This window comes from Actinoplanes sp. NPDC051405 (assembly GCF_055586185.1).
The window spans coordinates 431,040-452,259 of sequence record NZ_JBVJIR010000004.1 but is presented as its reverse complement, the minus strand read 5'-3'; the positions used below and the strand labels follow the sequence as shown (position 1 = coordinate 452,259).

Below are 21,220 nucleotides of genomic sequence, written 5' to 3'. Positions count from 1 at the left end.
GGAGCATTTCGTGACAACCGCCGGTGCGGACCTCGCCCAGACCATCGACGCGTTCGTGGCCGCCTTCAATGAGCCCGACCCCGACCTGGACCTGGTCATGTCGTTCTTTGCCGAGGACGCCACGTACCTGCCCGGCAAGAAGCCTGAGCGCCGCGGCCTGGCCGCCATCCGCGCGGAGTTCGCTCCGCAGTTCGCGGGACGTTTCGGGGCGATGACTTTCGACGTCTACGACCGGGTGATCGACGAGCCGCGCCGGCGGGCCACGATCCGGTGGGTGTGCCGGCTGGACCTCACCGGTGCTCACGGGCGGCGGGCCATGCCGATGCTGCGCTGGTTCGCCCGCGCCCGCTACGGCGGCCGGGTGCAGTGGCACGGCCTGGACGTCTTCCACTTCGACGCCGGCGGGCGTATCAGCGGCAAGTTCACCTACGCCACGTTCCGCCTGCCGCTGTGGGAGGCCGGCGACGGCGTACGGAAATGAGCGCGACCGCCGAGCCGGACAGCTCGGCGGTCGCGGGGGGAGCGGCGTCAGTGCTGGTCGGTGCCCGCCTCGGCCCCGGTCCCGGCCCCGGTCCCGGCCTTCGTCCCGGCCTTGCGGCGGTGGACCGTGACGGTCATGACCGCCACGATCAGCGCGCCGACGATCAGGCCGAGGATCGCGCTGGCCACCGTGTTGACGAGCCAGCCGACGAGCCCGCCCAGCACGCCCGCGGCGTCGTGGGCGGCCTCCTCCACGTGGTGCACGGTCTCGTAGAGCCAGTGCAGGCCGAGCTCGTCCGTGCCGACCAGCAGGATGTGGCCGCCGACCCACAGCATCGCCGCGGTGCCGAGCACGGTCAGCCCGGTCAGGACCAGGGGCATCGCCCGCACCAGGCCACGGCCGAACGTCGCGAGGGCTCCGGACCGCTCCGACAGTCGCAGCCCGGCGTCGTCCATCTTCACGATCAGGGCGACCGCGCCGTACACCAGGACGGTCATCACGACCGCGACGACGGCCAGGATCGCCAGGCGGGACCAGAACGGCTCGTCGATCACCTCGTTGAGGGTGATCACCATGATCTCCGCCGACAGGATCAGGTCGGTGCGCACCGCCCCGGACACCAGGGTCTTCTCGTCCGGAGCGGCCTCGTCGCCCGCGCCGTGGGCCTCGTGATGGGCGATCTTGGCCCAGACCTTCTCGGCGCCCTCGTAGCAGAGGTACGCGCCGCCGAGCATGAGGATCGGGGTGAGCAGCCACGGGACGAACTGGCTGAGCAGCAGCACCGCGGGCAGGATGATCAGGAACTTGTTGCGCAGGGAGCCCAGGGCGATGCGCTTGATGATCGGCAGCTCACGCTCGGCCGCCAGGCTCCGCACGTACTGCGGCGTGACGGCGGCGTCGTCGATGACGACGCCCGCGGCCTTGGCGCCGGCCTTCGCGGCGGCCGCCCCGACGTCATCGATGGAGGAGGCGGCGGCGCGGGCCAGCACCGCCACGTCGTCCAGCAGGGCTACGAGTCCACCGGCCACGAGAGGTTCCTTCCGAAGCTGAGCAGCGAGCGTGTCCGCACATTCTCGCCCACGCCGCGGCCCGGGGCATGCCGCCTGTCCCGGCCGGGGCGCGCCGGCTCGCCCGGCCAGGGTGCGCCGGCTGGCCCGGCCGGGGTGCGACGCCCCTCCTGGCCGGGGTCCGCCGGCGGGCCGGCCAGGGCGGGCCGGCCGGCCCGGCCCATCGGCGACGCCCATTCCCTGGCCCCGGTTAGCGCTATCATCGGCGGGTCTGGGACAGCCGGTGAAAAGGTTTCTTCTTGCGACAGCATGCAACGGTGCGGGAGGTGGCCGCCGACACCGGACTTTCGATAGCCACGGTGTCCCGGGTGCTCAACGGCCAGGCCAATGTCGCACCGCGCACCCGTGAGGTCGTGCTCGAGGCCGTGGGCCGGCTGGGCGGGCAGGGCCAGCGGCTCCGCGCCGATCTGGGGGCCATCTACATTCGCTGCCCGTACCTTCTCGACGAGTATTTCGGGCCGATGGTGTCGTCGGTCGTGGAAACCGTGGAATTGCACGGCATGACCGCCATTCTCAACGCCGGCAAGGCGGCGCGGGGCAGCGGCGCGTTGTCCGTCCTGCCCGGCCGCCAGGGCGTCGGCGGCGGGATCCTGATCCTGCCGCCCGAGTCGGGACCGGAGCTGGAACGGCTCCGCGACCGCGGATTCGCCTTCGTGGTGCTGGATCCCCGCACGCCGCCGCCCCGCGACATCGTCGCGGTGTCCGCGGCCCACACGACCGGCGCCCGCAACGTGATGTCCCACCTGGTCAAGCTGGGACACCGGCGGATCGGCATCGTCGCCGGCCCGCGGGACTGGCTGGTCACCGACGCCCGGATGACCGGGTACGTGGCCGCCCTCGCCGACGTCGGCATCCTCCCGTCGCCCGACCTGCTTCGTTTCGTCGGCGAGCCCACCGTCGAGCAGGGTTACGACGCCGCCTGCGCCCTGCTCGACCAGCCGGAACGCCCGACCGCGGTGGTCGGCTTCAACGACAAGATCGCGGTCGGGGCGCTGCGGGCCGCGCGGGAACGGGGCCTGCGGGTCCCGGACGAGCTGTCCATCGCGGGGTTCGACGACACCACGGTCAGCCAGGCCACGGATCCGATGCTCACCACCGTGCGCCAGCCGCTGGCCGAGCTGGGCCGGATGGCCGTGACCATGCTGATCCGGATGATCCAGCGGCACGACCTGGACGCCCGGCACGTCGAGCTCGCCACCGATCTCGTGGTCCGGGGCTCCACCGCGGCTCCGCCCAGCTGATGTAACAAGCTGGCGCTTGTTACACACACCTCCTCAGGGCTGACGAGGCACTCATTGACACGGATGCCTGTAACGATGTTTCGTATCCGTTACGCAAGCCCCGTACCCCTGAAGGAGTTCGTGTGATCCCATCTGTCCCCGGCCGCCGGTCGCGGTCGCGGGTTGCCGCCGTCGCCGTGACTGCCCTCGTCGGCATCGCCGGTGCCGTCACGATCGGCGGCGAGGCGTCGGCCGCCACGTCGGTGCAGGTCTACTGGAGTTCGGAGTCGCGGACCGCCGGCTTCGAGCCGGTGAACGCGAACTGGTACGCCGACCCGGCGACGGGGCTGGCCGGTACGCCGTACCGGTTGTCGCGGCAGCCGGACGTGCCGATCGTGCCGGCGGGTGGCGCGGCGACGATCACCGCGAACACCGGCCGGCAGTACCAGAGCGTCCTGGGCTTCGGCTCCTCGCTGGAGGAGTCGACCATCTACAACCTGTCGCGGATGAGCGCCACCGCCCGGGACCGGACGCTGCGCCTGCTGCTCGACCCGGGCACCGGCGCGGGTTTCAACGTCGCCCGGATCACCTTCGGCGCCAGCGACTTCACCAGCCGGGCCTTCTACACCTACGACGACGGCGCCGCGGATCCCACGCTGTCGCGCTTCTCGATCCAGAAGGACCTCGACTACGGCATCATCAACGTGCTCAAGCAGGCCCGGCAGATCAACCCGAACCTGCTGATCTTCGCGAGCGTGTGGAGCCCGCCGGCCTGGATGAAGGCCAACAACAGCCTGATCGGCGGCAACCTGCTCGACCAGCACGTGCCCACCCTGGCGGCCTACTACCGGCGGGCGGTGCAGGCGTACGCCGCGCAGGGCCTGCCGATCCACGCCGTGACGCTGCAGAACGAGCCGTTGTACTCGCCGCCGGACTACCCCGGCACACTCATCTCGGCGGACCAGGAGCGCCGGCTCGCCGTGGCCATGCGCGCCGAGTTCACCGGCAACGGCGTCGGCGGCACGAAGATCTGGGCCTTCGACCACAACTTCGCGGAGGGGCCGTCGTACATCGGTGGTGTGCTGGGCAGTCCGGGCAGCCCGAGTGACGCGTTCAACGCCGTCGACGGGCTGGCTTTCCACGACTACGCCGGTGAGCCGGCCCTGATGGGCCAGGTCAAGGCCAGCTATCCGGGCAAGGACGTGGCGATGACCGAGCGGGCGGTCTGGGGTACGACCGGAGCGAACCGCATCGTCGACTACTTGCGCAACCAGTCCGTCATGTACCAGAACTGGGTGACGATGCTGGACCAGAACCGGGCCCCGGAGAAATGGACCGGCGCACCCGACCCCACCATGCTCGTGCAGAGTCCGTCCGCCCCGGACACCGTCTGGGCGCTGCCGGAGTACTACCTGACCGCCCAGTTCGCCAAGTTCATCCAGCGCGGCGCCAAGCGCGTCGACACCAACAACGGCTCGGCGGGCACCGTCACCAACGTCGCGTTCCTGAACCCGGACGGCAGCCTCGTCACAGTTGTGGTCAACCGCAGCACCGTCAACCAGACCTTCACCGTGCGCGCCGGCACGCAGCAGTTCAGCGGCACGCTGCCCGCGAAGACGGTGGGCACGTACGTGTGGGCCGACGCGAACGCCACGCCGCCCACCGGGACGACCGCCGCGTTGCGGTCCGGCCTCAGTGGACGGTGCATGGACGTGCCCGGGGCGAACCCGGTCGACGGCGCCCGGCTGCAGATCTACGACTGCAACGGCAGCGCCGCGCAGCAGTGGACGATCGCCGGTGACGGCACGGTGCGCGCGCTCGGCAAGTGCTTGGACGCGGCCGCCGCCGGAACCGCGAACGGCACGGCGATCCAGCTCTACACCTGCAACGGCACCAACGCGCAGCGTTTCACCCTCGGCGCCGGGGGAGACCTGGTCAACACGGCGGCCAACCGCTGCGTCGACGTGGTCAACAACGGCACGGCGAACGGATCGCAGCTCCAGCTCTGGGACTGTGCCGGCACCGCCAACCAGAAGTGGACCCGGGCCTGACAGGTCAGCCGGCCAGGACCGCCTCCGGCCCGTGACCCGCCGCAGCCCGGTTGCGGCGGGGAGCGGGCCGGAGCCCGCTGAGCTCCCGGGCCCGGACGGCGGCGATGTGCGCCTCGTGCCGCAGGCTGCCGACGGCACGGTGGGCGCGCTCGGCGTCGTGCCGGGCGGCCCGCTCCGCGGCGACGGCACGCTCGTAGCGATGCCGGAGCCAAGCCGTCGAAGCGCGGGCGATCACGACGTCCTGCTCGGCCGGATGGAGGCGGGCATCCCAGCCGTGCCAGTCGGTCAGGGCGTCGGCGGGCAGCTCACTCCGGTCGGTTGCGGCTGCCACCGTACGGTGCAGGTAGCGCTCGCGGGCCGCGTACTCCTCGCAGGTCCGCGGCGTGGGCGGCGTGCCCCACGCCGCCGCGGTCAAAGCCTTGCGCAGCCGGGCATCGGCGTCCAGCCATGCCTGCCACGCGGCGTTCATCTCGTCCTCGCTCTGTTCCCACAGTCGCTGCCACCGCTGCGCGCTCGTAGCGGCGTGATCGGCGGCCGCGCCGATCTCGTCGGCGCAGCGGGCCGCCTGGGCGGCTTCGGCTGCGTGGGCGTGGCGTTCCTCGTCGCGGCGGCGCAGCGCCGCCACCCATTCCCGGGCTGCGCGCCGAGGGTGGCGCGCGGCGGTGGGGCTGCCCAGCAGCAGGAGCGCCGGGAAGGTCAGGAGCATCAGCGCCGCCCAGATCGCCGCCGGGGCGGGCTCGGTCAGCAGCATTTCCGCGATCACGTTCATGGGAGAAGGTCCGTCCGTCGAGGTATCCGCTCGTGTCGATGACAGGCTGTGACCACCGTGCGGCGTGATCGCCGACCAGGTGATCAGACGGAAGCGAAGGGCGGGGCGCGAGAACCGCGGGCACCCGCGGTGGACTGATCCGCGAGGACGGTGACGTGGTCGGCCGGCGGGTCGTCGGTTGCTGCGGCTTCGGTAGCCGGGTCTTCCGCCGTGCCCGAGGCCGGCGCGGTGGCGGAGGTGGCGACGGCGGCCTGCGGACGCGAAATGGATCGCTGCGGGGCTGTGGCCAGCACAAGCGTCAGCAGGACGAGGACAGACAGTGACCGCAGCAGCAGTCCGCGCCGGTCGCTCGTCGCCATACCTCCACTGTAGCGAGCACGGCCGGCCACTGCCGACAGCACGACGGACCACCGCTCATGCGGTGGTCCGTCGTCTCACGAGCCGGTATGGGGAAGATCAGACGCGCCCATCGCCTCCATGGTCATCCACGGCGACGGAACCGTTGCGGTCGCTCGCGGTCGGCAAGCCTGGGCCGGACCGGCTCTCCACCGGTTCGGCAGTGGCAGTGCGGGACTCCGTGACCTGTGGCCCGGCTGGTGCGGCGCCGATCGGGACCTCGTCCTCGCCCACGGTCGGTTCGGTCTTGAGCCGGCCGCGCCGGGTGTCCCAGATGTCGCGCGCGATGATCTGGATGATGCCGGCGACCGGGATGGCCAGCAGCGCGCCGAGGATGCCGGCCAGTTCGACCGCGATCAGGATGGCGATCAGCACGGTCAATGGGTTCACCTTGACCGTGCGGGCGAAGATCAGCGGCTGCAGCAGGTGGTTCTCCAGCTGCTGGTAGAGCACGAAGAAGATGATGACGACGATGCCCGCGGTGGTGGACTGGACGAAGGCCGCCAGCGTCGCGATGACCGCGCCCAGGGTGGCGCCGACCAGCGGGATCAGGTCGGCCAGCCCCACGAACAGAGCGATCAGCCCCGCGTACGGCACCCCCATGATCGCCAGGACCGCGTACGTCAGGCTGCCGCAGATGATGCTGATCAGCAGGTTTCCGGTGATGTAGCCGGTGATCGTCTTGGCGCAGTCGTGCCCGACCCGGCGGATCCGCTCGGCGCGCCGAGCGTCGAACAGGGCCAGGAATCCGTCGACGACCTTCGGGGCCTCCAGCACCATCAGGTACGAGAGCACGAAGATGGTCACGATGCCCGCGACGCTGGTGGCCGCCCCACGCAGCACGGCCAGGGTGGGCGCGCCGAGGCGGCCGGCGTACTCGCGGAACCGGTCGGCGTTGTTCTGCGCGTACTCCAGCAGGTTGAAGCGTTCGATCAGGCCGCCGACCGGGCCGCGCCCGGTCCGGGCGTCCTCGACGATCTTCGGGAAGTCGGCCACCACCTGCGATCCCTCGCGGACCAGGGGTACGACGAACAGCGTGATCAGTCCGCCGAGGAGCGCGAACGCGACGAGGAAGACCAGCAGCGTGGCCAGCCAGCGCCGGCCGAACGCGGCGCGGCGTTGCACCCAGCTGACCGCCGGGTTCAGGGCGACGGCGAAGAACACGGCTATGACGATCCAGGTCAGCACCTGGCTGGTCGCCCGGATCAGGTAATAGAGCAGGAGGGTGGCCAGCACCAGGCCGATGACGACCATCGTCCGCCGCGCCACTGTTCGGGTGTCTTGGTTACTCACCGCGCGTCGATACCCGGCGTACGCAGCGCCAAACGGACCGACTCGGCGCGCGCTCTTCACATAACTGAAACCTTGACATCACAATTGTGACCGTTAACATCGACCGGTATATCTACATGGCTCGATGAATCAGCGTCGTTCCCCCGGTCTCGCCAGTGACGCGACGCGACGGGCCCACCATCCCCGAGGAGATGTATGTCCAGGACACGCATGAAGACCGTTCGGCGCGGCGTGCTCGCCTGCGCTGTGGCCGCCACGCTGGTGGCCGGCGTCGCGGTCGCGGTCAATGCCCAGGCCGCCACGGCGCCGGCGCCGCTGGCCGCGGCCACGCCGACCGTCCCCCCGGCGGCCTATCCGGGGCCGGGCGTCGTCACCGGTGACATCGGCGCCCACGACCCGACCATGGTGAAGACGCCGAGCGGCAGCTACATCGTGGCGCACACCGGCGACAACATCGCGTTGAAGACCTCCACTGACCGTACGGCCTTCCGTAACGCCGGCGCGGTGTTCCCCGGTGGAGCGCCGTGGACCACCACCTACACCGGCGGTAGCCGCAACCTGTGGGCGCCCGACATCTCGTACCACAACGGCCGTTACTGGCTGTACTACTCGGCCTCGACGTTCGGCTCGAACCGATCCGCGATCTTCCTGGCCACCAGCACCACCGGTGCCTCCGGCTCGTGGACCAACCAGGGCCTGGTGATCGAGTCCCGCACGTCGGACAACTTCAACGCCATCGACCCGAACCTCCTGGTGGACAGCTCGGGCAGATGGTGGCTGAGCTTCGGCTCCTTCTGGTCCGGCCACAAGCAGGTCGCCCTCGACCCCGCCACCGGTAAGCGCTCGGACAACACCATCCGCAGCATCGCCGGCCGCAACGGCGGGGCGATCGAGGCGCCGTTCATCTTCAGGCACGGCTCGTACTACTACCAGTGGGTCTCCTTCGACCGCTGCTGCCAGGGCGCCGCCAGCACCTATCGAATCATGGTGGGCCGCTCGACCAGCCCGAACGGCCCGTTCGTGGACCGCAACGGCGTGAACATGAACAACGGCGGTGGCACCCAGGTGCTGGCCGGGCACGGCAGCATCCACGGCCCGGGCCACCAGGCCGTGCTCGCCGACACCGACGCCGAGGTCCTCGTCTACCACTACTACACCAACAGCGGTGCGGCGAACCTCGGCCTCAACCTCATCGGCTACGACTCGGCCGGCTGGCCGTTCGTCTACTGAGAACAGGGTGATCGTCCGATGCTCAGAAGACTCCTGATCGGCGGCGTGGTCGCGCTGCTCGCCGCGGCGGGTACGGCAGTGGTCATGCCGGCCGCCGAGGCCGCCACGGTGCAACCGAACGTGCCGTACGTGCTGGTCAACCGGAACAGCGGCAAAGCCCTCGACGTCTACAACCTGGCCACCAACGACGGCGCCGCCATCAACCAGTACGCCCGCAACGACGGCGCCTGGCAGCAATGGCGCTTCCTGGACTCCGGCGGCGGCTGGTACCGGATGCAGTCGGTGCACAGCGGCAAGGTCCTCGACCTGCCCAGCAGCACTGACGGCGTCCAGCTCGTGCAGAACGCCGACCGCAACGACGCCCGCCAGCAGTTCCGCCTGGCCGACTCGGCCGGCGGGTACGCCCGGCTGATCAACCGGTCCAGCGGCAAGGCCGTCGAGGTCTGGCAGTGGAGCACCGCCGACGGCGCGATGGTCTCGCAGTACCAGGATCTCGACGGCGCCAACCAGCAGTGGCAGCTGATCTCGCTGGCCGCCACGGCCGGCTCCTTCACCAACCCGATCAAACGCAACGGGCCGGACCCGTGGCTGCAGTACCACAACGGCTTCTACCACCTGGCCACGACGACGTGGAACTCGACCATCACGATGCGCCGGTCGAGCACCCTGGCCGGGCTGGCGACCGCCGCCGACACCACGGTCTTCAACCTGGCCGGCCGGGCGAACGGCTGCTGCAACATGTGGGCGCCCGAGTTCCATCTGCTCAACGGGCCGAACGGCAACCGCTGGTACCTGTACTACGTGGCCGGTCAGAACGTCTCGGACTACAACCCGACGCAGCGGCTGCACGTGCTCGAGTCGGCCGGGACGGATCCGATGGGCCCGTACACGTTCAAGGCCGATCTGGGCACCGACTGGCAGCTGGACGCCAGCGTCCTGAAGGTGGGCAGCAGCCTTTACCTGATGGGCACCTACGGCGGTGACGGGGCCGGGCAGAGCAACTTCATCCAGCGGCTCAGCAACCCGTGGACCCTGACCGGTTCCCGGGTACGGCTGAGCTCGCCGACGCTGAGCTGGGAGCGGCAGACCGGCGCGGTCAACGAGGGGCCGGAGCCGCTGTACCACAACGGCAAGGTGATGGTCGTCTACTCCGCCTCGGCCTGTTGGGGACCCGACTACAAGCTGGGCCTGCTCACGCTGACCGGCACCGACCCGATGAACCCGGCGCACTGGACCAAGAAGTCGACGCCGGTCTTCCAGCGCAGCGACGCCAACAGCGTGTACGCCCCCGGCCACAACGGCTTCTTCAAGTCACCGGACGGCACCGAGGACTGGATCGTCTACCACGCCAACGATTCCGCGTCCGGCGGCTGCGACATGAACCGTTCCACCCGCGCGCAGAAGTTCACCTGGAACGCCGACGGCACACCGAATTTCGGTACGCCGGTCCGCCTGGGCACCACCTTGCCGGCGCCCTCAGGCGAGTAATTGCGAGAAGTGGAGGGAGCCGTCCGGAGTGATAGGGCGGCTTCCTTCTACGACGTAGCCGAGGTTCGCACGGCGCTGACCGCCAACGTCGTGTACCGCATCGTGAAGCCTCCGCCGAGCTCGTCGATCGCGGCGCCGACCGGGTCCAGGATGCCGGCCAGCTTGTCGGGTGGCAGCCGGGTGAGGCCACCCGTCGTCGGCAGCAGCGCCAGCCACTCGTCGCGGGTGTACGCCTGCTCCCAGTCGAAGCGCCACTGCTCGGGTTCGGCGAACTGCCCCGCCTCGCGGATCGTGTCGGCGACCTTCGCGTACCCGGCCTGGTACATGTCGAGGGCCGGCCGGGCCGGCATCTTGCCGGGCAGGTCCGGCGCCGCCTCGCGTAAGGCCGCGGCGAACGGCTCGGCCACTTCGGCGGGCGGCTCGAAGACGTGACCGAAGATCGCCAGCCGGCCCCGCGGGCGCAGCACCTCGGCTGCTTTGCGTAGGCCGGCGGCCGGGTCGATCCAGTGCCACGACTGGGCCGCGGTCACCGCGTCGAACGTCCGGCCGGCCGGCTCCCACGCCTCGAACGTCGCCACCTCGACCCGCAGGCCGCGGGCCCGGGCGAAGTCGGCCATCCGGGCGTCGGGCTCGACGCCGAGCACCTCGCAGCCGGCCGCCTGGAACTGGCGGGCCGCGATGCCGGTGCCGCAGCCCACGTCGAGCAGGTCAGGCCCGGGGCTACCGGTGACGATCCGCGTCACCAGGGCCTCGGGGTAGCCGGGCCGGGCCCGGTCGTAGCGTTGCGCGTCCGTACCGAACGACTCGGCCATCGGCCGGGCCTGGTGCAGCTCCGTCGGAGACGGCTCGGGCGGTAAGGTGGGCATGCGCCCACTCTAGTGGGCATGCGCCCACTAGGCAACGCCCCAGGGGAGGATCGAGTGCCGACCGGAGTGCATCTGCGTGATGCGCGGCAGCAGCTGTTCGACGCCGCCGAACGCGTCCTGCTCCGCGAGGGGCCGGCCGGGCTGACGAGCCGGGCGGTCACCGACGAGGCGGGCTGCGCCAAAGGGGTCCTGCACCGGCACTTCAGCGACTTCGACGCGTTCCTGGCCGACCTCGTGCTCGACCGGGCCGCGCAGCTCGAGACGCAGGCGGAGGCGCTGCGGAAGTCCGCCGGCACCGGCACGCCGGCGGGCAACCTGACCAGTGCGCTGACCACTCTGTTCGGGCCGGTGCCGCTGGCGATCATCCCGCTCATCACCTTCCGGGACGTGCTGCGCGCGCGGCTGCGGCAGGCCCGGCCCGGTGGCGGCATCGCGATCCTGGGCCAGGTGACGGCTGCCGTCTCCGCATACCTGGCCGACGAGCGCGACCTGGGCCGGATCGCGGCCGACGCCGACCTCGACTCCCTCACGCTGTCGCTGGTCGGGGGCGGGCATCTGCTGTTCACCGACCGTGATCCTGGCCCGCCCAGCGCGGCGGCCGTCGACAGGTTCGTGACCTCGGTGCTCGCCGACGTGGTGCAACGACGGCCCCGCCGGCCCTGATGCCGCGGCCTGGCGGAGCCGTCCGGGTCAGCGGGCCGGCACCACGTCGGTGGGCCGCTCGACCTGCACCTTGACGCCGTAGTCGAACAGCTTGAGCTCCGCGGTGATGGTGCCGGTGTCGGTCCGCCCCTTCGCCGTCGACTGCCAGGTGCGGCTGAGTGTCACCTCGGCGATCCGGCCGTCGGCGTTCAGTGTGACGTCACCGGAGGTGGTGCTCGATCCCTGCGTGAACCGCGTGGCGTACGCGAAGTGCAGGCTGCCGTCAGGGTTCTCCGACGTGGTCGCGTCCGCCTCCTTCAGTGCTCTGAACAGAGCCACAGGGTCCGGAGCAGCAGCACCCAGGACGTCGCTCTCGTCGCCGTAGAGGGACAGCCGGTCATGCTTACCCGGATACTGTCCGTACCGGCCGTAGGTCTCGCCGGGTCCCTTGTCCGGCGGGAGCGGGCCCAGGGGCGGTTCCCCGCCGATGTAGCGGGTGCCGTTGATCAGCAGTTCGGTCATCACCGAGTCGTCCTGCGGCGCGCGGACGTATCCGGTGGCCGTCCTCGGGTCGAACGCACCCTCGTAGGTCTGTCCGCCGTGGCCGGACCCGGTGCCGGTCTCGAGGCGCATCCGGTAGCTGATGTTGTCGCTCGCGGTGGCCGCGTTCGCCAGTCGTAGCGAGGCGGGTTCGGCTTGCACCGTCGGCCTTCCGCCCGCATCCGGCCGGGGCGGGGCAGTGTCGCCGACCGTCAGGCCGGCGGCCAGGACGCCTGCGAGACCGGCCACGCCCACGGCGTACGCGATCCGGATCGTGGCCCGGCGCCGCTGGTGCCGCCGGGTGGCGCGGCCGAGGACGTCGCTGCTCAGCGCGATCCCCTCGACCTCGTGGCGCATGCTGCGGATCAGGTGTTCTTCCAGATCGGTGCTCATCGTCCGGTGCCTTTCGTGGTGGTGTGGCCGCTGGGGTCCCAGGTCGCGGTCAGTTCGCGGAGCCGGGACAGGCCCCGCGAGGCGGTCGACTTGACGGTGCCGACGGAACACCCGAGCGCCTCGGCCGCCTCCGTCTCGCTGAGCTGCTCCCAGTAGCGCAGCACCAGCACGGTGCGCTGGCGCGGCGAGAGCTGGGCCAAGGCCTGGATCAACGCGTCCCGCAGGTCGAGCGCGTCGGTGGCGTCGGGCCGGCCGGTGGGCTCGTACTCGAGGAACACCTCGGGCCGGCGCCGGCGGCGGCGCCACTGGTCGACGGCCAGGTGGTACATGGTCCGGCGCAGATACCGCTCGCGGTCCTCGCGCACCCGTCCCCACGAACGCATCAGCCGTTCGAGGGCCGCCTGCAGCAGGTCCTCACCCGCCGTCCGGCTCCCGGTGAGCAGGACCGCTGTGCCCAGCAGGGCACTACCGCGCTCGGCGACCAGCGTGTCCAGCCCGTCGAAGCGTTGGCTCCACAACATCGCGCTCCTTTCGTCGGGGACAAGACGACGCCGGTTCGCGAAAGGTTGAAGGACCCAGCCGGAAATTCTGCGGAACCACGGCCCTCCTCCGCCCGACTCTTGTCAGAGTGCAGAGCGCGGTGCGGACGTCCGTCCTGATGGTGGCAGCTGCAGCGGCGGTCCTCGCGGCGTCCCTGCGGTTCGGCGCAGCGGTCGACGCCGCGCTACCGGGCATCCCCGGGCCCGGGGCCCTGACCGAGTGGGCCCTCCCGGCGCTGACCCTGCTGGCGACCGTCCTCGGCGTGCTGACGGTCGGCCTCACCGTCACCGCGGCCTTCCTGCTACCGGGCGACGGCACCAGCGTGGCGGCACACGGCTGGCTGCTGCTGCGCCGATCGACGTGGCCGGCGCTGCTGTGGGCGTGCACCTGCCTGCTGCTGATCGTCATCACCGTCTCCGATGTGCTGGGTGTGCCCGTTGCGCGGCTGAGCCGGCCGTCGGTGTCGAGCTTCGCGTTCTCCATCGCCCAGGGGCAGGCGCTGCTCCTGCAGGCCGGGCTGGTGCTGGTGGTGGCGGTCCTGACCCGGTCCGGGGTGTCGCGCGGCCTGGCCGCGGTCACCGCCGGCCTGGCGCTGGGGGCGTTGCTGCCGCCGGCGTTCACCGGGCATTCCGCCGGGGCGGGTGACCATCAGCTCGCGGTGACCAGCCTGGCGCTGCACATTCTGGCCGCGTCGCTCTGGGTGGGCGGTCTGGCCGGCCTGCTTCTGGTACGCCGCCACCGCCGTTTCGCCGAGACCGCCTCCCGGTACAGCCGCCTGGCGCTGGCCTGTTTCGTGGCGACGGCGGTCAGCGGCGCGGCCAACGCGGCGGTGCGGCTGGGCAGCTGGCCGGCGCTCGGCACCTCCCGGTACGGGCTCCTGGTGCTGCTCAAAGTGCTCGCGCTGGTGGCGGCCGGGGTGGTCGGCGCCGTGCACCGCAGCCGTACCCTGCCCGCACTGCGTTCCGGTGCCCCGTGGTCGTTCCTGCGCCTGGCCGGTGGCGAGCTGCTGCTGCTCGGGGCGGCGGTCGGGCTGGCGGACGGCCTGTCACGCAGCCCGACGCCGGTGCCCGAGATCGCGGTCGAGCCCGATCCGCTCGTGGAGCTGCTCGGTTTCGACCAGCCCGGTCCGGTGACCGCGGCCCGGCTCCTCACCGACCCGCTGCCGGACATGGTCTTCCCGGTGGTCGTCGTGGTCGGCATCCTGACCTATCTGGCCGGGGTGCGCCGGCTGCGCCGGGCCGGGCACGCCTGGCCGGCGGGCCGCACGGTGTCCTGGGTGGGCGGAATGCTGCTGCTGGGCGCGATGACCGGCCTGGGTGTGGCCCGGTACGGGTACGTGCTGATGAGCGCGCACCTGGTGCAACACGTCGTGCTGGCCACGGTCGTGCCCATCCTGCTGATCGGTGGCGCCCCGGTCACTCTGGCCCTGCGGGCTTTGCGCCGTCCCGCGGACCCTCAGGTACGCGGCCCGCGGGAGTGGCTGCTGCTCATGCTGGACAGCCGGCTCCTGCGGTTCCTCAGTCGTCCGCCGGTCGCGCTGGCCGGCTACGTCATCAGCCTGTACGGGCTGTACCTCACCGGTCTGCTCGGCAGGCTGATGCGCTACCACCTCGGACACCTGGCGATGCTGGCGTCCTTCGTGGTCGCCGGCCTCCTGCTGTTCCGGGTGCTGCTCGGGACGGGCCATCGGCGCGTTCATCCGGCCGCGCTGATCGTGGTCCACCTCCTGGCCGTGGCGGCCCAACTTCACCTCGGCCTCATCCTGCTCAGGCCAACCTCGGTGATGGCGGCGGGCTGGTACACCGCCGTGCATCCCGCGTGGGCGCCGTCGCTGCTCGCCGACCAGCGCCTCGGTGCCGAACTGTCCTGGGCGTTCGGGGTGTTACCGGCCGCGGCCGTCCTGCTGCTGCTCGTCCGGCAATGGATCCGTGGAGATCACGGTGCCGGGAACTTCTCGCCGGAGGATCCCGACCAATCCTGTGCGAACCCCAACAAGGAACGGATACCATGTCAAACCCCCTGAACCTCGGCTCCCGCCGTACCCTCGCGGCCGTCCTGCTCGCCGGCGCCCTGACCACCCTCGGCCTCGCCGGCTGCGGCGGCAGTGACGCCGCCGGCGGCACGCCGGTGCCCGCCGCCGCACCGTCGGCCTCGGCCTCGACCGGGCTGGTCGTCAAGGATCCGTGGGTCAAGGCCGCGAAGGCCGGCACCATGACCGCCGCCTTCGCGATCCTGGTCAACGACAGCGACTCCGACATCACGGTCGTCAGCGCGGAGTCGCCGGCGTCCCCGATGGAACTGCACGAGATGACCATGCAGGACGGCACGATGCTGATGCGGCCCAAGCAGGGCGGCTTCGTCATCAAGGCCCGGAGCGCCCACGAGCTCGGGCCCGGCGGCGATCACCTGATGCTGATGAAGCCGGCCGCGGCGATCGACGCCGGCAACGAGGTCACCTTCACCCTGAAGCTGGCCGACGGCGGAACCGTCCCGTTCACCGCGATCGCCAAGCCGTTCGCCGGGGCGGGGGAGAGCTACGACCCCGGCATGTCCATGCCGGCCTCCGGCATGCCGATGGCTCCGATGGGCAGCGCGGCGCCGTGACACCGCGTCTCTCCCCGGTGAGCCGGCGGCGCCTGCTCGCCGGGGGCGCCGTCGCCGGCCTCGGCGCGGTCGCCGCCGTCGCCGCGACCGGAGACCCCGCGCCGGTCCCGGTCGCTGCCTCCGCACCGCTGGACACGGGTACGGCCACAGTCGCGTTCCACGGCCCCCGCCAGGCCGGGGTGGCCGAGGACCCGCCCGCGCACGCCGCCTTCGTCGCGTTCACCCTGGCCGCCGGCACCGACCGGCGCGTCCTGGCCCGGATGCTGCGCCTGCTCAGCGATGACGCAGCCCGGCTCACCCAGGGCGTCGCGGCGCTGGGCGACACCGATGCCACCCTGGCTGTGCTGCCGGCCCGGCTGACGGTCACCTTCGGTTTCGGTCCCGGCCTGTACCGCGCGGCCGGGCTGCGCGCCCCGATCGCGGACCTGCCGGCCTTCTCGATCGACCGGCTGGAGAAACGCTGGTCCGGCGGGGACCTGGTGCTGCAGATCTGCGCGGACGACCCGCTCACGGTCGCCCACACCCAGCGGATGCTCATCAAGGACGCGCGGCCGTTCGCGGCGGTGCGCTGGGTGCAGCAGGGTTTCCGGCGCAGCCCCGGCGTGCAGGCCCCCGAGCACACCCAGCGCAACGTGCTGGGCCAGCTCGACGGGACCGCCAACCCGCGCGGCGCCGAGATCGATCCGGCGGTCTGGAACCCCGACGGCTCGACCACCCTGGTGGTCCGGCGGATCCGTGCCGAGATCGAGAAGTGGGACCTGCTCGCCGTCACCGACAAGGAGAACGCGACCGGACGGCGCCTCGACTCGGGCGCCCCGCTGAGCGGCTCCCAGGAGCACGACGAGCCCGACTTCACCGCCCTCGACGACGCCGGGCTGCCCCGGATCCCGGACTTCTCGCACGTCACCCGGGCCCATGTCACCGACCCGGCGCTGAAGATCCTGCGGCGGCCGTACAACTACGACGGGGTGCCCAACGCTCTCGGTCACCCGGACGCCGGGCTGATCTTCGCGGCGTACCAGCGGGACATCGCCCGGCAGTTCGTGCCCATCCAGCAACGCCTCGCGGACAAGGACCTGTTGAACGAATGGATCACCCCGATCGGCTCGGCCGTGTTCGCCGTACCGCCGGGCTGCGCGGAAGGCGGCTGGATCGGCGAGCGGGTGCTCACATGAGGAAGCTCATGCTCACCCTCGCCGCGTTCGCCGCCGCGCTGCTACCGGGCGGCCCGGCGTGGGCGCACGCCCAACTGACCGCCTCGGCCCCGGCCCGGGACGCGACGCTCGCCGAGGCGCCCACCTCGGTCACCGTGACCTTCAGTGAGCATCTGAACCCGGAGTTCACCACGATCGTCGTCAGCGACAGCGCCCGGCAGCGCCTGGCCGCCTCGGCGCCCGTTGTCGACGCCGGCTCCGGCACGGTGACGCTCAACCCGCCGCCGGGCAACGGCACCTACACGGTCGCCTACCGCGTGGTCTCGGTGGACGGCCACACGGCCCAGGGGTCGTACGCCTTCACCGTCGCCGACCCGGCCCTGCCCCCGGCGCCCACGACCGCGGCCGCACCGCCGGCCGACTCCGGAGGCACGTCGACCGCTCTGCTGATCGGGCTGGGTGTGCTCGTCGTGGCAATCACAATCCTGCTGTACCTGTCATGGCGACGCCGGGCCCGCGTTCGAGCCTGACGTCACGGCCACCTCGACCCGCCGAACCTGCGTTCAACGTCACCCGTGTGGTGAAGACCAGTGGCTGCCCCGATTCCGGAACGATGGTGACGGCGACCGTGGTGACGTCGAGTCCTATGGGGACGGATGCCAGTGCCACGCGTTCGGCCACTCGCTGCACTGCGGCCGTACCGTCGGCGCCCTCGACGCTGACCGCCCACGACCGCACCCGTCCGACGCTGTCGCCGGCGCACAGATGCACGAGCGTGGCCGAGCCCGCACCGGGCTCGGCCCGCAGCCGCAACAGATGCCCACCGGCGTACGCCTCGATCGAGGTCCGGGCCGCACACGGCCCGGTCTCCGGTTGCCCGGCGGGCACACCGGCCAGCAACAAGGCCACGCTGGTCACCAGCGCACCCGCGGCAACCGCGAACCCGGCGAAGCCGCGCCACGACTTCGTCCTCACCTCGGGCGCAGGCTCCGGTGCACTCCAGGTTCGCGTCAACACGATGCCGTCAGGGCTGTGCCGGGCGACGAACGCACCGCGAGCGGAGGCGCCGCGGTGCCGGTTGGCCCGGCAGTACCGGGTGCCGGCGGTCCGGCTGTGGCTCTCGGAGCTCATGATCGGATAGTCGTCGCCCGGCAGCCTCCGGTTCCCGGGTACCTTGCCCGATACTCAGATGATCTCTATATTGAGCTGATGGCTGCCTCGATGCGGGAACCGACCTTCTGGATCCTCACCGCCCTGGCGTCGGCGCCCCGGCACGGCTACGGCGTGATCCAGGAGGCCAGCGCCCTTTCCGACGGCCGCGTGGTGCTCCAGGCCGGCACGCTGTACGCCGCGCTCGACCGGCTGACCGCTGAAGGGTTGGTCGAGGTCGACCGCGAGGAGCTGGTCGACGGGCGCAACCGGCGTTACTACCGGCTCACCCACCGGGGCGCGACGGCGCTGACCGCCGAGACCGAGCGGCTGCGCGCCAGCCTCGAGGCGGCGACCAGCCAGCTCAAGCGGTTCGGGCTCGGTCCGGCCGGCGCGCACCGGTCCGGCCCGCGGGTGGCGTGGTGAACGACCTGGTCACCTCGTCCACCACCGCTGATCGGCGGCTGCTGCGGGCGTACCGCCGGCTCCTGCGGGCCTATCCGCCCGGCCCGCGCCGCGACGAACTGCTGGACACGCTGGTGGAATGCGCGCCGCCGGGGCGGCGCCGGCCGACCCTGCGCGAGGTCGTCAACCTGATCCGGCACGGCAGCCGGGCCCGGCTCGGCCGGCCGAAGAGCCGGGGGATCGTCGTGCTGACGCTGTTCGTCGCGCTGGCCGGCGGATGCCTCGGCGCCGGCGCGGCCAACTGGCTCGGCTGGCACGCGGTCGAGCCGCTGCCGGCCGGCGCCGAGGCCGCCGGGATCAGCGCGACGGTGTTCCCCGGGCTCCAGGTCTGGGGCGGCGGCGAGGCCCCGAGGGTGGTCAGCCAGAGCGACGGCGAGGGCATCGAGTACGGGTACGCCGTCTCGTGGGTCAAGCACACCGCGGCCACCCGGGACGTCGCCGCCTACACCGCCGGTGTCCGCGCCCGGCTGGAGGCCGCCGGCTGGACGGTGACCGGCGTCGACCCGCCGCTGGACGAGACCGACGTCGTGGGGGCCGACGCGGCCGACCGCGCCGAGAGCTTCACCGCCACCCGCGGTGCCCTGGGGATACGTTTCAACGACTACTACTGGACCGGACGCCCGGCCTACGACGGTGACGGCAACGCCACGTACTTCCTGTGGCAGGAGCCGCCGTCGTGGCTGAAGACCGTGACCTGGCTCGGCTTTCCGCCCGGCGCGTTCCTCGTCTGGCTGCTGACCGGCTGGGCGAGCCGCCGCCTGGAGCTCAACCCCGGGATGGGCGCACCGGCCGCCGTCGGCGCGGTGCTCGCCGTGCTCTGCGTCGTCCCCGCCACGCTGCTGACGCTGTCGTCCGACGGGCAGGCCGACGAGACCGCCGGGCCGGCCTGGCAGGGGCTGGCCTTCGCCATGAAGACCCCGGCCGTGCTGTTCGGCGTCCTGGCTGCCCTGCTCCTGTTCCTCGCGGCGGTGCAACGGCCACCGCGCCGGCTCCCGCAGTGGCGTCGGCAGGCCGCGCAGGGCCTGGACGCGATGCGGCGCAGGCCGAGGGCGGTCGTCGCCCTGGTCTCCGTCGCGTCGCTGCTCACCGGCCTGGGCCTGTACACGATGGTCACCGAGCAGCTGCGGCCGGGATCGTGCACGCCGACGGTGCCGTCGGGCATTGTGGACCCGCCGAGCGCGCGGACCAGCGACCAGGCCCGGGTCTTCATCGACCGGCAGGCCACCGAGGACCAGCGCAACCTGGCCCAGGCAGCGATCTGGCGGGGTCTGGGTGGCAGCCCGAGCTTCGCCGGGGACCCGCGGGCGCCCGGTTTCCTGAGCCCCTACTGCGCCCACGGCCGGGTCGACTCCGCGGTCGCCGAGAAGTTGCCCAGCCACTGGAGTGTCGAGCTGGCCAGCCCTGGCCTGTTCGCCGGGCTGGCGGCCGAGATGATGGCGATGCCCGGCGTGGTCGCCGTCCTGCACGTCCCGGACTGAGCCCGGCGAATCGGCCTGGTATCGGGCGCGTATCAAAATTCGCATACGCCGGTGCGACAACCTTTCGTCTTCACTGGAGCGCGGACCACAGTGCTTCATCGTCGACATCAGGTTCGTCCACCGGAAGGATCGAGATCATGGGCTCCGACTCGTCACGTGGCATCGACCGGCGGCGGCTGGTCGCCTGGGGCGGGATCGCCGCCGCCGGTGCGGCGGCCGGCGGTGCGCCGCTGCTCGGCGCCGGGACCGCCCACGCCGGCTCGTCCGGGCGCGACCGGATTCCGCCGGACACCCGGCCCGGCGGAGCCTTCGACCGGTACGTGGCCAAGCTCGCCGCCGAGGGCAAGTTCTCCGGCGTGGTGCTGCTGGCGTACCGCGGCCGGACGGTGCTGTCCCGCAGTTACGGCATGGCCGACAGAGAGAAGGGGATCCGCAACCACGAGGGCATCGCCTTCAATCTCTCCTCGGCGAGCCAGCCGTTCTTGTCGGTGGCGGTCCTGCAGCTGGTGCAGCGGGGCAGGCTGTCGCTCTCGGACCCGGTGGGCAAGCACCTGGCGGGCCTCCCCGGGGAGATCTCCGACCAGGTCACCATCCACCACCTGCTCACCAGCACGTCCGGGCTGGACGCCCCGATGCCGGACTGGCAACGCGTCTTCCACAGCCGGGAGGAGGTGCACGAGTACACCCGGCAGTGGGCGCGGCAGGCGACGCTGGTGGGGGTCCCCGGCGCGGGGTCCAACGGCCACCGCCCCGGCGGCGGCGTCGGCCTGGCCATCGCCGCGCAGATCGTGGAGGCCGTGTCCGGCACGACGTTCTGGGACTACGTGCACCGGCATGTCTTCCGGCGCTGCGGCATGACCGGCTCGGCGTTCTACACCAGGGAGCAGTGGCTCACCGACGAGCACATCGCGCACCCGTACATGCTGCAGGCCGACGGCAGCCTGGTGGACGCCGTTCGTCATCTGGACAAGGGCAGCGTGTTCCCGCCCATCGCCGGCCGGAATCCGGGCCGCAGCTTCATCGGCCACGCCTCGGGCGACGGCTTCGCCACCGCGCCGGACCTGGTCCGGTTCGCGGAAGCGTTGCGGGACGGGACGGTGCTGAGCCGGCCCTACGCCGACCTGTTCGCGGGGGCCAAGCTGCCCGGCCCGGATCCCACGTCGTTCCACGGGTACACGATGCCGCTCAGCATCAGCAACGGTCAGTGGGTGTTCGGTCGTGGCGGCGCGGGGGCCGGCATCGGCGCCAACTGGAGCATCTATCCGGACACCGGCTGGGTGAGTGTCGCCCTCAGCAACGACGACAACGTTCAGCTCCAGGACCTCCTCCTGCGGCAGGAGGCGGCCGTCGCCGGTGCGCCGGCCACCCCGCCGCCAGGCGCCGGCGGCTGAGGT

21 protein-coding genes are annotated in these 21,220 nt (G+C 71.7%); 13 read left to right on the top strand and 8 right to left on the bottom strand.

Annotation, left to right across the window (positions count from 1 at the left end; translation table 11 throughout):
* Positions 1-10 precede the first annotated feature (10 nt).
* Entirely contained in the window at positions 11-481 is a 471-nt protein-coding gene (locus ACZ6S4_RS12660; RefSeq protein WP_465475064.1) for a YybH family protein, read from the top strand.
* Between the two features lie 47 nt (positions 482-528).
* Here ACZ6S4_RS12660 and ACZ6S4_RS12655 read toward each other — a convergent pair whose 3' ends face one another.
* Positions 529-1,509 carry a DUF808 domain-containing protein gene (locus ACZ6S4_RS12655; protein ID WP_465475063.1) on the bottom strand — a complete coding sequence of 327 codons (981 nt, stop codon included), beginning with the start codon at positions 1,507-1,509 and terminating at the stop codon, positions 529-531.
* 278 nt (positions 1,510-1,787) lie between these two features.
* Between ACZ6S4_RS12655 and ACZ6S4_RS12650 the strand changes: the two genes are divergently transcribed.
* Together ACZ6S4_RS12650 and ACZ6S4_RS12645 are read left to right on the top strand one after the other, a co-directional pair.
* Positions 1,788-2,789, top strand: coding sequence for a LacI family DNA-binding transcriptional regulator (locus tag ACZ6S4_RS12650; protein WP_465475062.1), 1,002 nt, complete (start codon positions 1,788-1,790; stop codon positions 2,787-2,789).
* Between the two features lie 122 nt (positions 2,790-2,911).
* Entirely contained in the window at positions 2,912-4,819 is a 1,908-nt protein-coding gene (locus tag ACZ6S4_RS12645; RefSeq protein WP_465475061.1) for a ricin-type beta-trefoil lectin domain protein, read from the top strand.
* A 4-nt stretch (positions 4,820-4,823) separates the two neighbouring features.
* On the opposite strand, the gene ACZ6S4_RS12640 is transcribed toward ACZ6S4_RS12645, so the two are convergent.
* From ACZ6S4_RS12640 to ACZ6S4_RS12630, 3 genes are all read right to left on the bottom strand, one after another.
* Complete coding sequence (locus ACZ6S4_RS12640) at positions 4,824-5,588, bottom strand: hypothetical protein (protein ID WP_465475060.1); 765 nt, start codon at positions 5,586-5,588, stop codon at positions 4,824-4,826.
* 83 nt (positions 5,589-5,671) lie between these two features.
* A complete protein-coding gene (locus ACZ6S4_RS12635) occupies positions 5,672-5,947 on the bottom strand; it encodes a hypothetical protein (protein ID WP_465475059.1) in 276 nt (91 codons plus the stop codon).
* Between the two features lie 97 nt (positions 5,948-6,044).
* Positions 6,045-7,277, bottom strand: a complete 1,233-nt coding sequence (locus tag ACZ6S4_RS12630) for an AI-2E family transporter (protein ID WP_465475058.1) — start codon at positions 7,275-7,277, stop codon at positions 6,045-6,047.
* A gap of 210 nt (positions 7,278-7,487) precedes the next feature.
* Between ACZ6S4_RS12630 and ACZ6S4_RS12625 the strand changes: the two genes are divergently transcribed.
* The gene (locus tag ACZ6S4_RS12625) at positions 7,488-8,507 is read left to right on the top strand and encodes an arabinan endo-1,5-alpha-L-arabinosidase (RefSeq protein WP_465475057.1); all 1,020 of its coding nucleotides are present in this window, start codon (positions 7,488-7,490) and stop codon (positions 8,505-8,507) included.
* 18 nt (positions 8,508-8,525) lie between these two features.
* Positions 8,526-9,995, top strand: coding sequence for a family 43 glycosylhydrolase (locus tag ACZ6S4_RS12620; protein ID WP_465475056.1), 1,470 nt, complete (start codon positions 8,526-8,528; stop codon positions 9,993-9,995).
* Between the two features lie 47 nt (positions 9,996-10,042).
* Here the strand turns inward: ACZ6S4_RS12620 and ACZ6S4_RS12615 are convergent, their stop codons facing one another.
* Positions 10,043-10,861, bottom strand: coding sequence for a class I SAM-dependent methyltransferase (locus ACZ6S4_RS12615; protein ID WP_465475055.1), 819 nt, complete (start codon positions 10,859-10,861; stop codon positions 10,043-10,045).
* A gap of 54 nt (positions 10,862-10,915) precedes the next feature.
* Between ACZ6S4_RS12615 and ACZ6S4_RS12610 the strand changes: the two genes are divergently transcribed.
* Positions 10,916-11,524 carry a TetR/AcrR family transcriptional regulator gene (locus ACZ6S4_RS12610; protein ID WP_465475054.1) on the top strand — a complete coding sequence of 203 codons (609 nt, stop codon included), beginning with the start codon at positions 10,916-10,918 and terminating at the stop codon, positions 11,522-11,524.
* Between the two features lie 27 nt (positions 11,525-11,551).
* Here the strand turns inward: ACZ6S4_RS12610 and ACZ6S4_RS12605 are convergent, their stop codons facing one another.
* Positions 11,552-12,436: a hypothetical protein gene (locus ACZ6S4_RS12605; RefSeq protein WP_465475053.1), complete on the bottom strand. Its 885-nt coding sequence runs from the start codon at positions 12,434-12,436 to the stop codon at positions 11,552-11,554.
* On the bottom strand, positions 12,433-12,957 hold the full coding sequence (locus ACZ6S4_RS12600) for a SigE family RNA polymerase sigma factor (RefSeq protein ID WP_465475052.1): 525 nt from the start codon (positions 12,955-12,957) through the stop codon (positions 12,433-12,435). The genes ACZ6S4_RS12605 and ACZ6S4_RS12600 overlap by 4 nt, the downstream gene beginning before the upstream one ends.
* 137 nt (positions 12,958-13,094) lie before the next feature.
* Here ACZ6S4_RS12600 and ACZ6S4_RS12595 point away from each other — a divergent pair, with 137 nt between their 5' ends.
* Genes ACZ6S4_RS12595 through ACZ6S4_RS12580 form a run of 4 tightly spaced genes read left to right on the top strand, consistent with a single transcriptional unit; the run spans position 13,095 to position 17,264 of the window.
* On the top strand, positions 13,095-14,999 hold the full coding sequence (locus tag ACZ6S4_RS12595) for a bifunctional copper resistance protein CopD/cytochrome c oxidase assembly protein (protein WP_465475051.1): 1,905 nt from the start codon (positions 13,095-13,097) through the stop codon (positions 14,997-14,999).
* Entirely contained in the window at positions 14,984-15,580 is a 597-nt protein-coding gene (locus tag ACZ6S4_RS12590; RefSeq protein ID WP_465475050.1) for a copper chaperone PCu(A)C, read from the top strand. Before ACZ6S4_RS12595 ends, ACZ6S4_RS12590 begins: the two co-directional genes overlap by 16 nt.
* 17 nt (positions 15,581-15,597) lie before the next feature.
* Positions 15,598-16,755, top strand: coding sequence for a Dyp-type peroxidase (locus ACZ6S4_RS12585; protein WP_465475078.1), 1,158 nt, complete (start codon positions 15,598-15,600; stop codon positions 16,753-16,755).
* Positions 16,752-17,264: a copper resistance CopC family protein gene (locus tag ACZ6S4_RS12580; RefSeq protein ID WP_465475049.1), complete on the top strand. Its 513-nt coding sequence runs from the start codon at positions 16,752-16,754 to the stop codon at positions 17,262-17,264. The genes ACZ6S4_RS12585 and ACZ6S4_RS12580 overlap by 4 nt, the downstream gene beginning before the upstream one ends.
* Here ACZ6S4_RS12580 and ACZ6S4_RS12575 read toward each other — a convergent pair.
* Positions 17,212-17,865: a hypothetical protein gene (locus tag ACZ6S4_RS12575; protein WP_465475048.1), complete on the bottom strand. Its 654-nt coding sequence runs from the start codon at positions 17,863-17,865 to the stop codon at positions 17,212-17,214. The genes ACZ6S4_RS12580 and ACZ6S4_RS12575 overlap by 53 nt on opposite strands.
* A 78-nt stretch (positions 17,866-17,943) precedes the next feature.
* Here ACZ6S4_RS12575 and ACZ6S4_RS12570 point away from each other — a divergent pair, with 78 nt between their 5' ends.
* The 3 genes from ACZ6S4_RS12570 to ACZ6S4_RS12560 all read left to right on the top strand — a co-directional run bounded on the left by ACZ6S4_RS12570 (position 17,944) and on the right by ACZ6S4_RS12560 (position 21,217).
* A complete protein-coding gene (locus ACZ6S4_RS12570) occupies positions 17,944-18,309 on the top strand; it encodes a PadR family transcriptional regulator (RefSeq protein ID WP_465475047.1) in 366 nt (121 codons plus the stop codon).
* Positions 18,306-19,826: a hypothetical protein gene (locus ACZ6S4_RS12565; RefSeq protein ID WP_465475046.1), complete on the top strand. Its 1,521-nt coding sequence runs from the start codon at positions 18,306-18,308 to the stop codon at positions 19,824-19,826. Before ACZ6S4_RS12570 ends, ACZ6S4_RS12565 begins: the two co-directional genes overlap by 4 nt.
* A 137-nt stretch (positions 19,827-19,963) precedes the next feature.
* A complete protein-coding gene (locus ACZ6S4_RS12560) occupies positions 19,964-21,217 on the top strand; it encodes a serine hydrolase domain-containing protein (RefSeq protein WP_465475045.1) in 1,254 nt (417 codons plus the stop codon).
* Positions 21,218-21,220 lie beyond the last annotated feature (3 nt).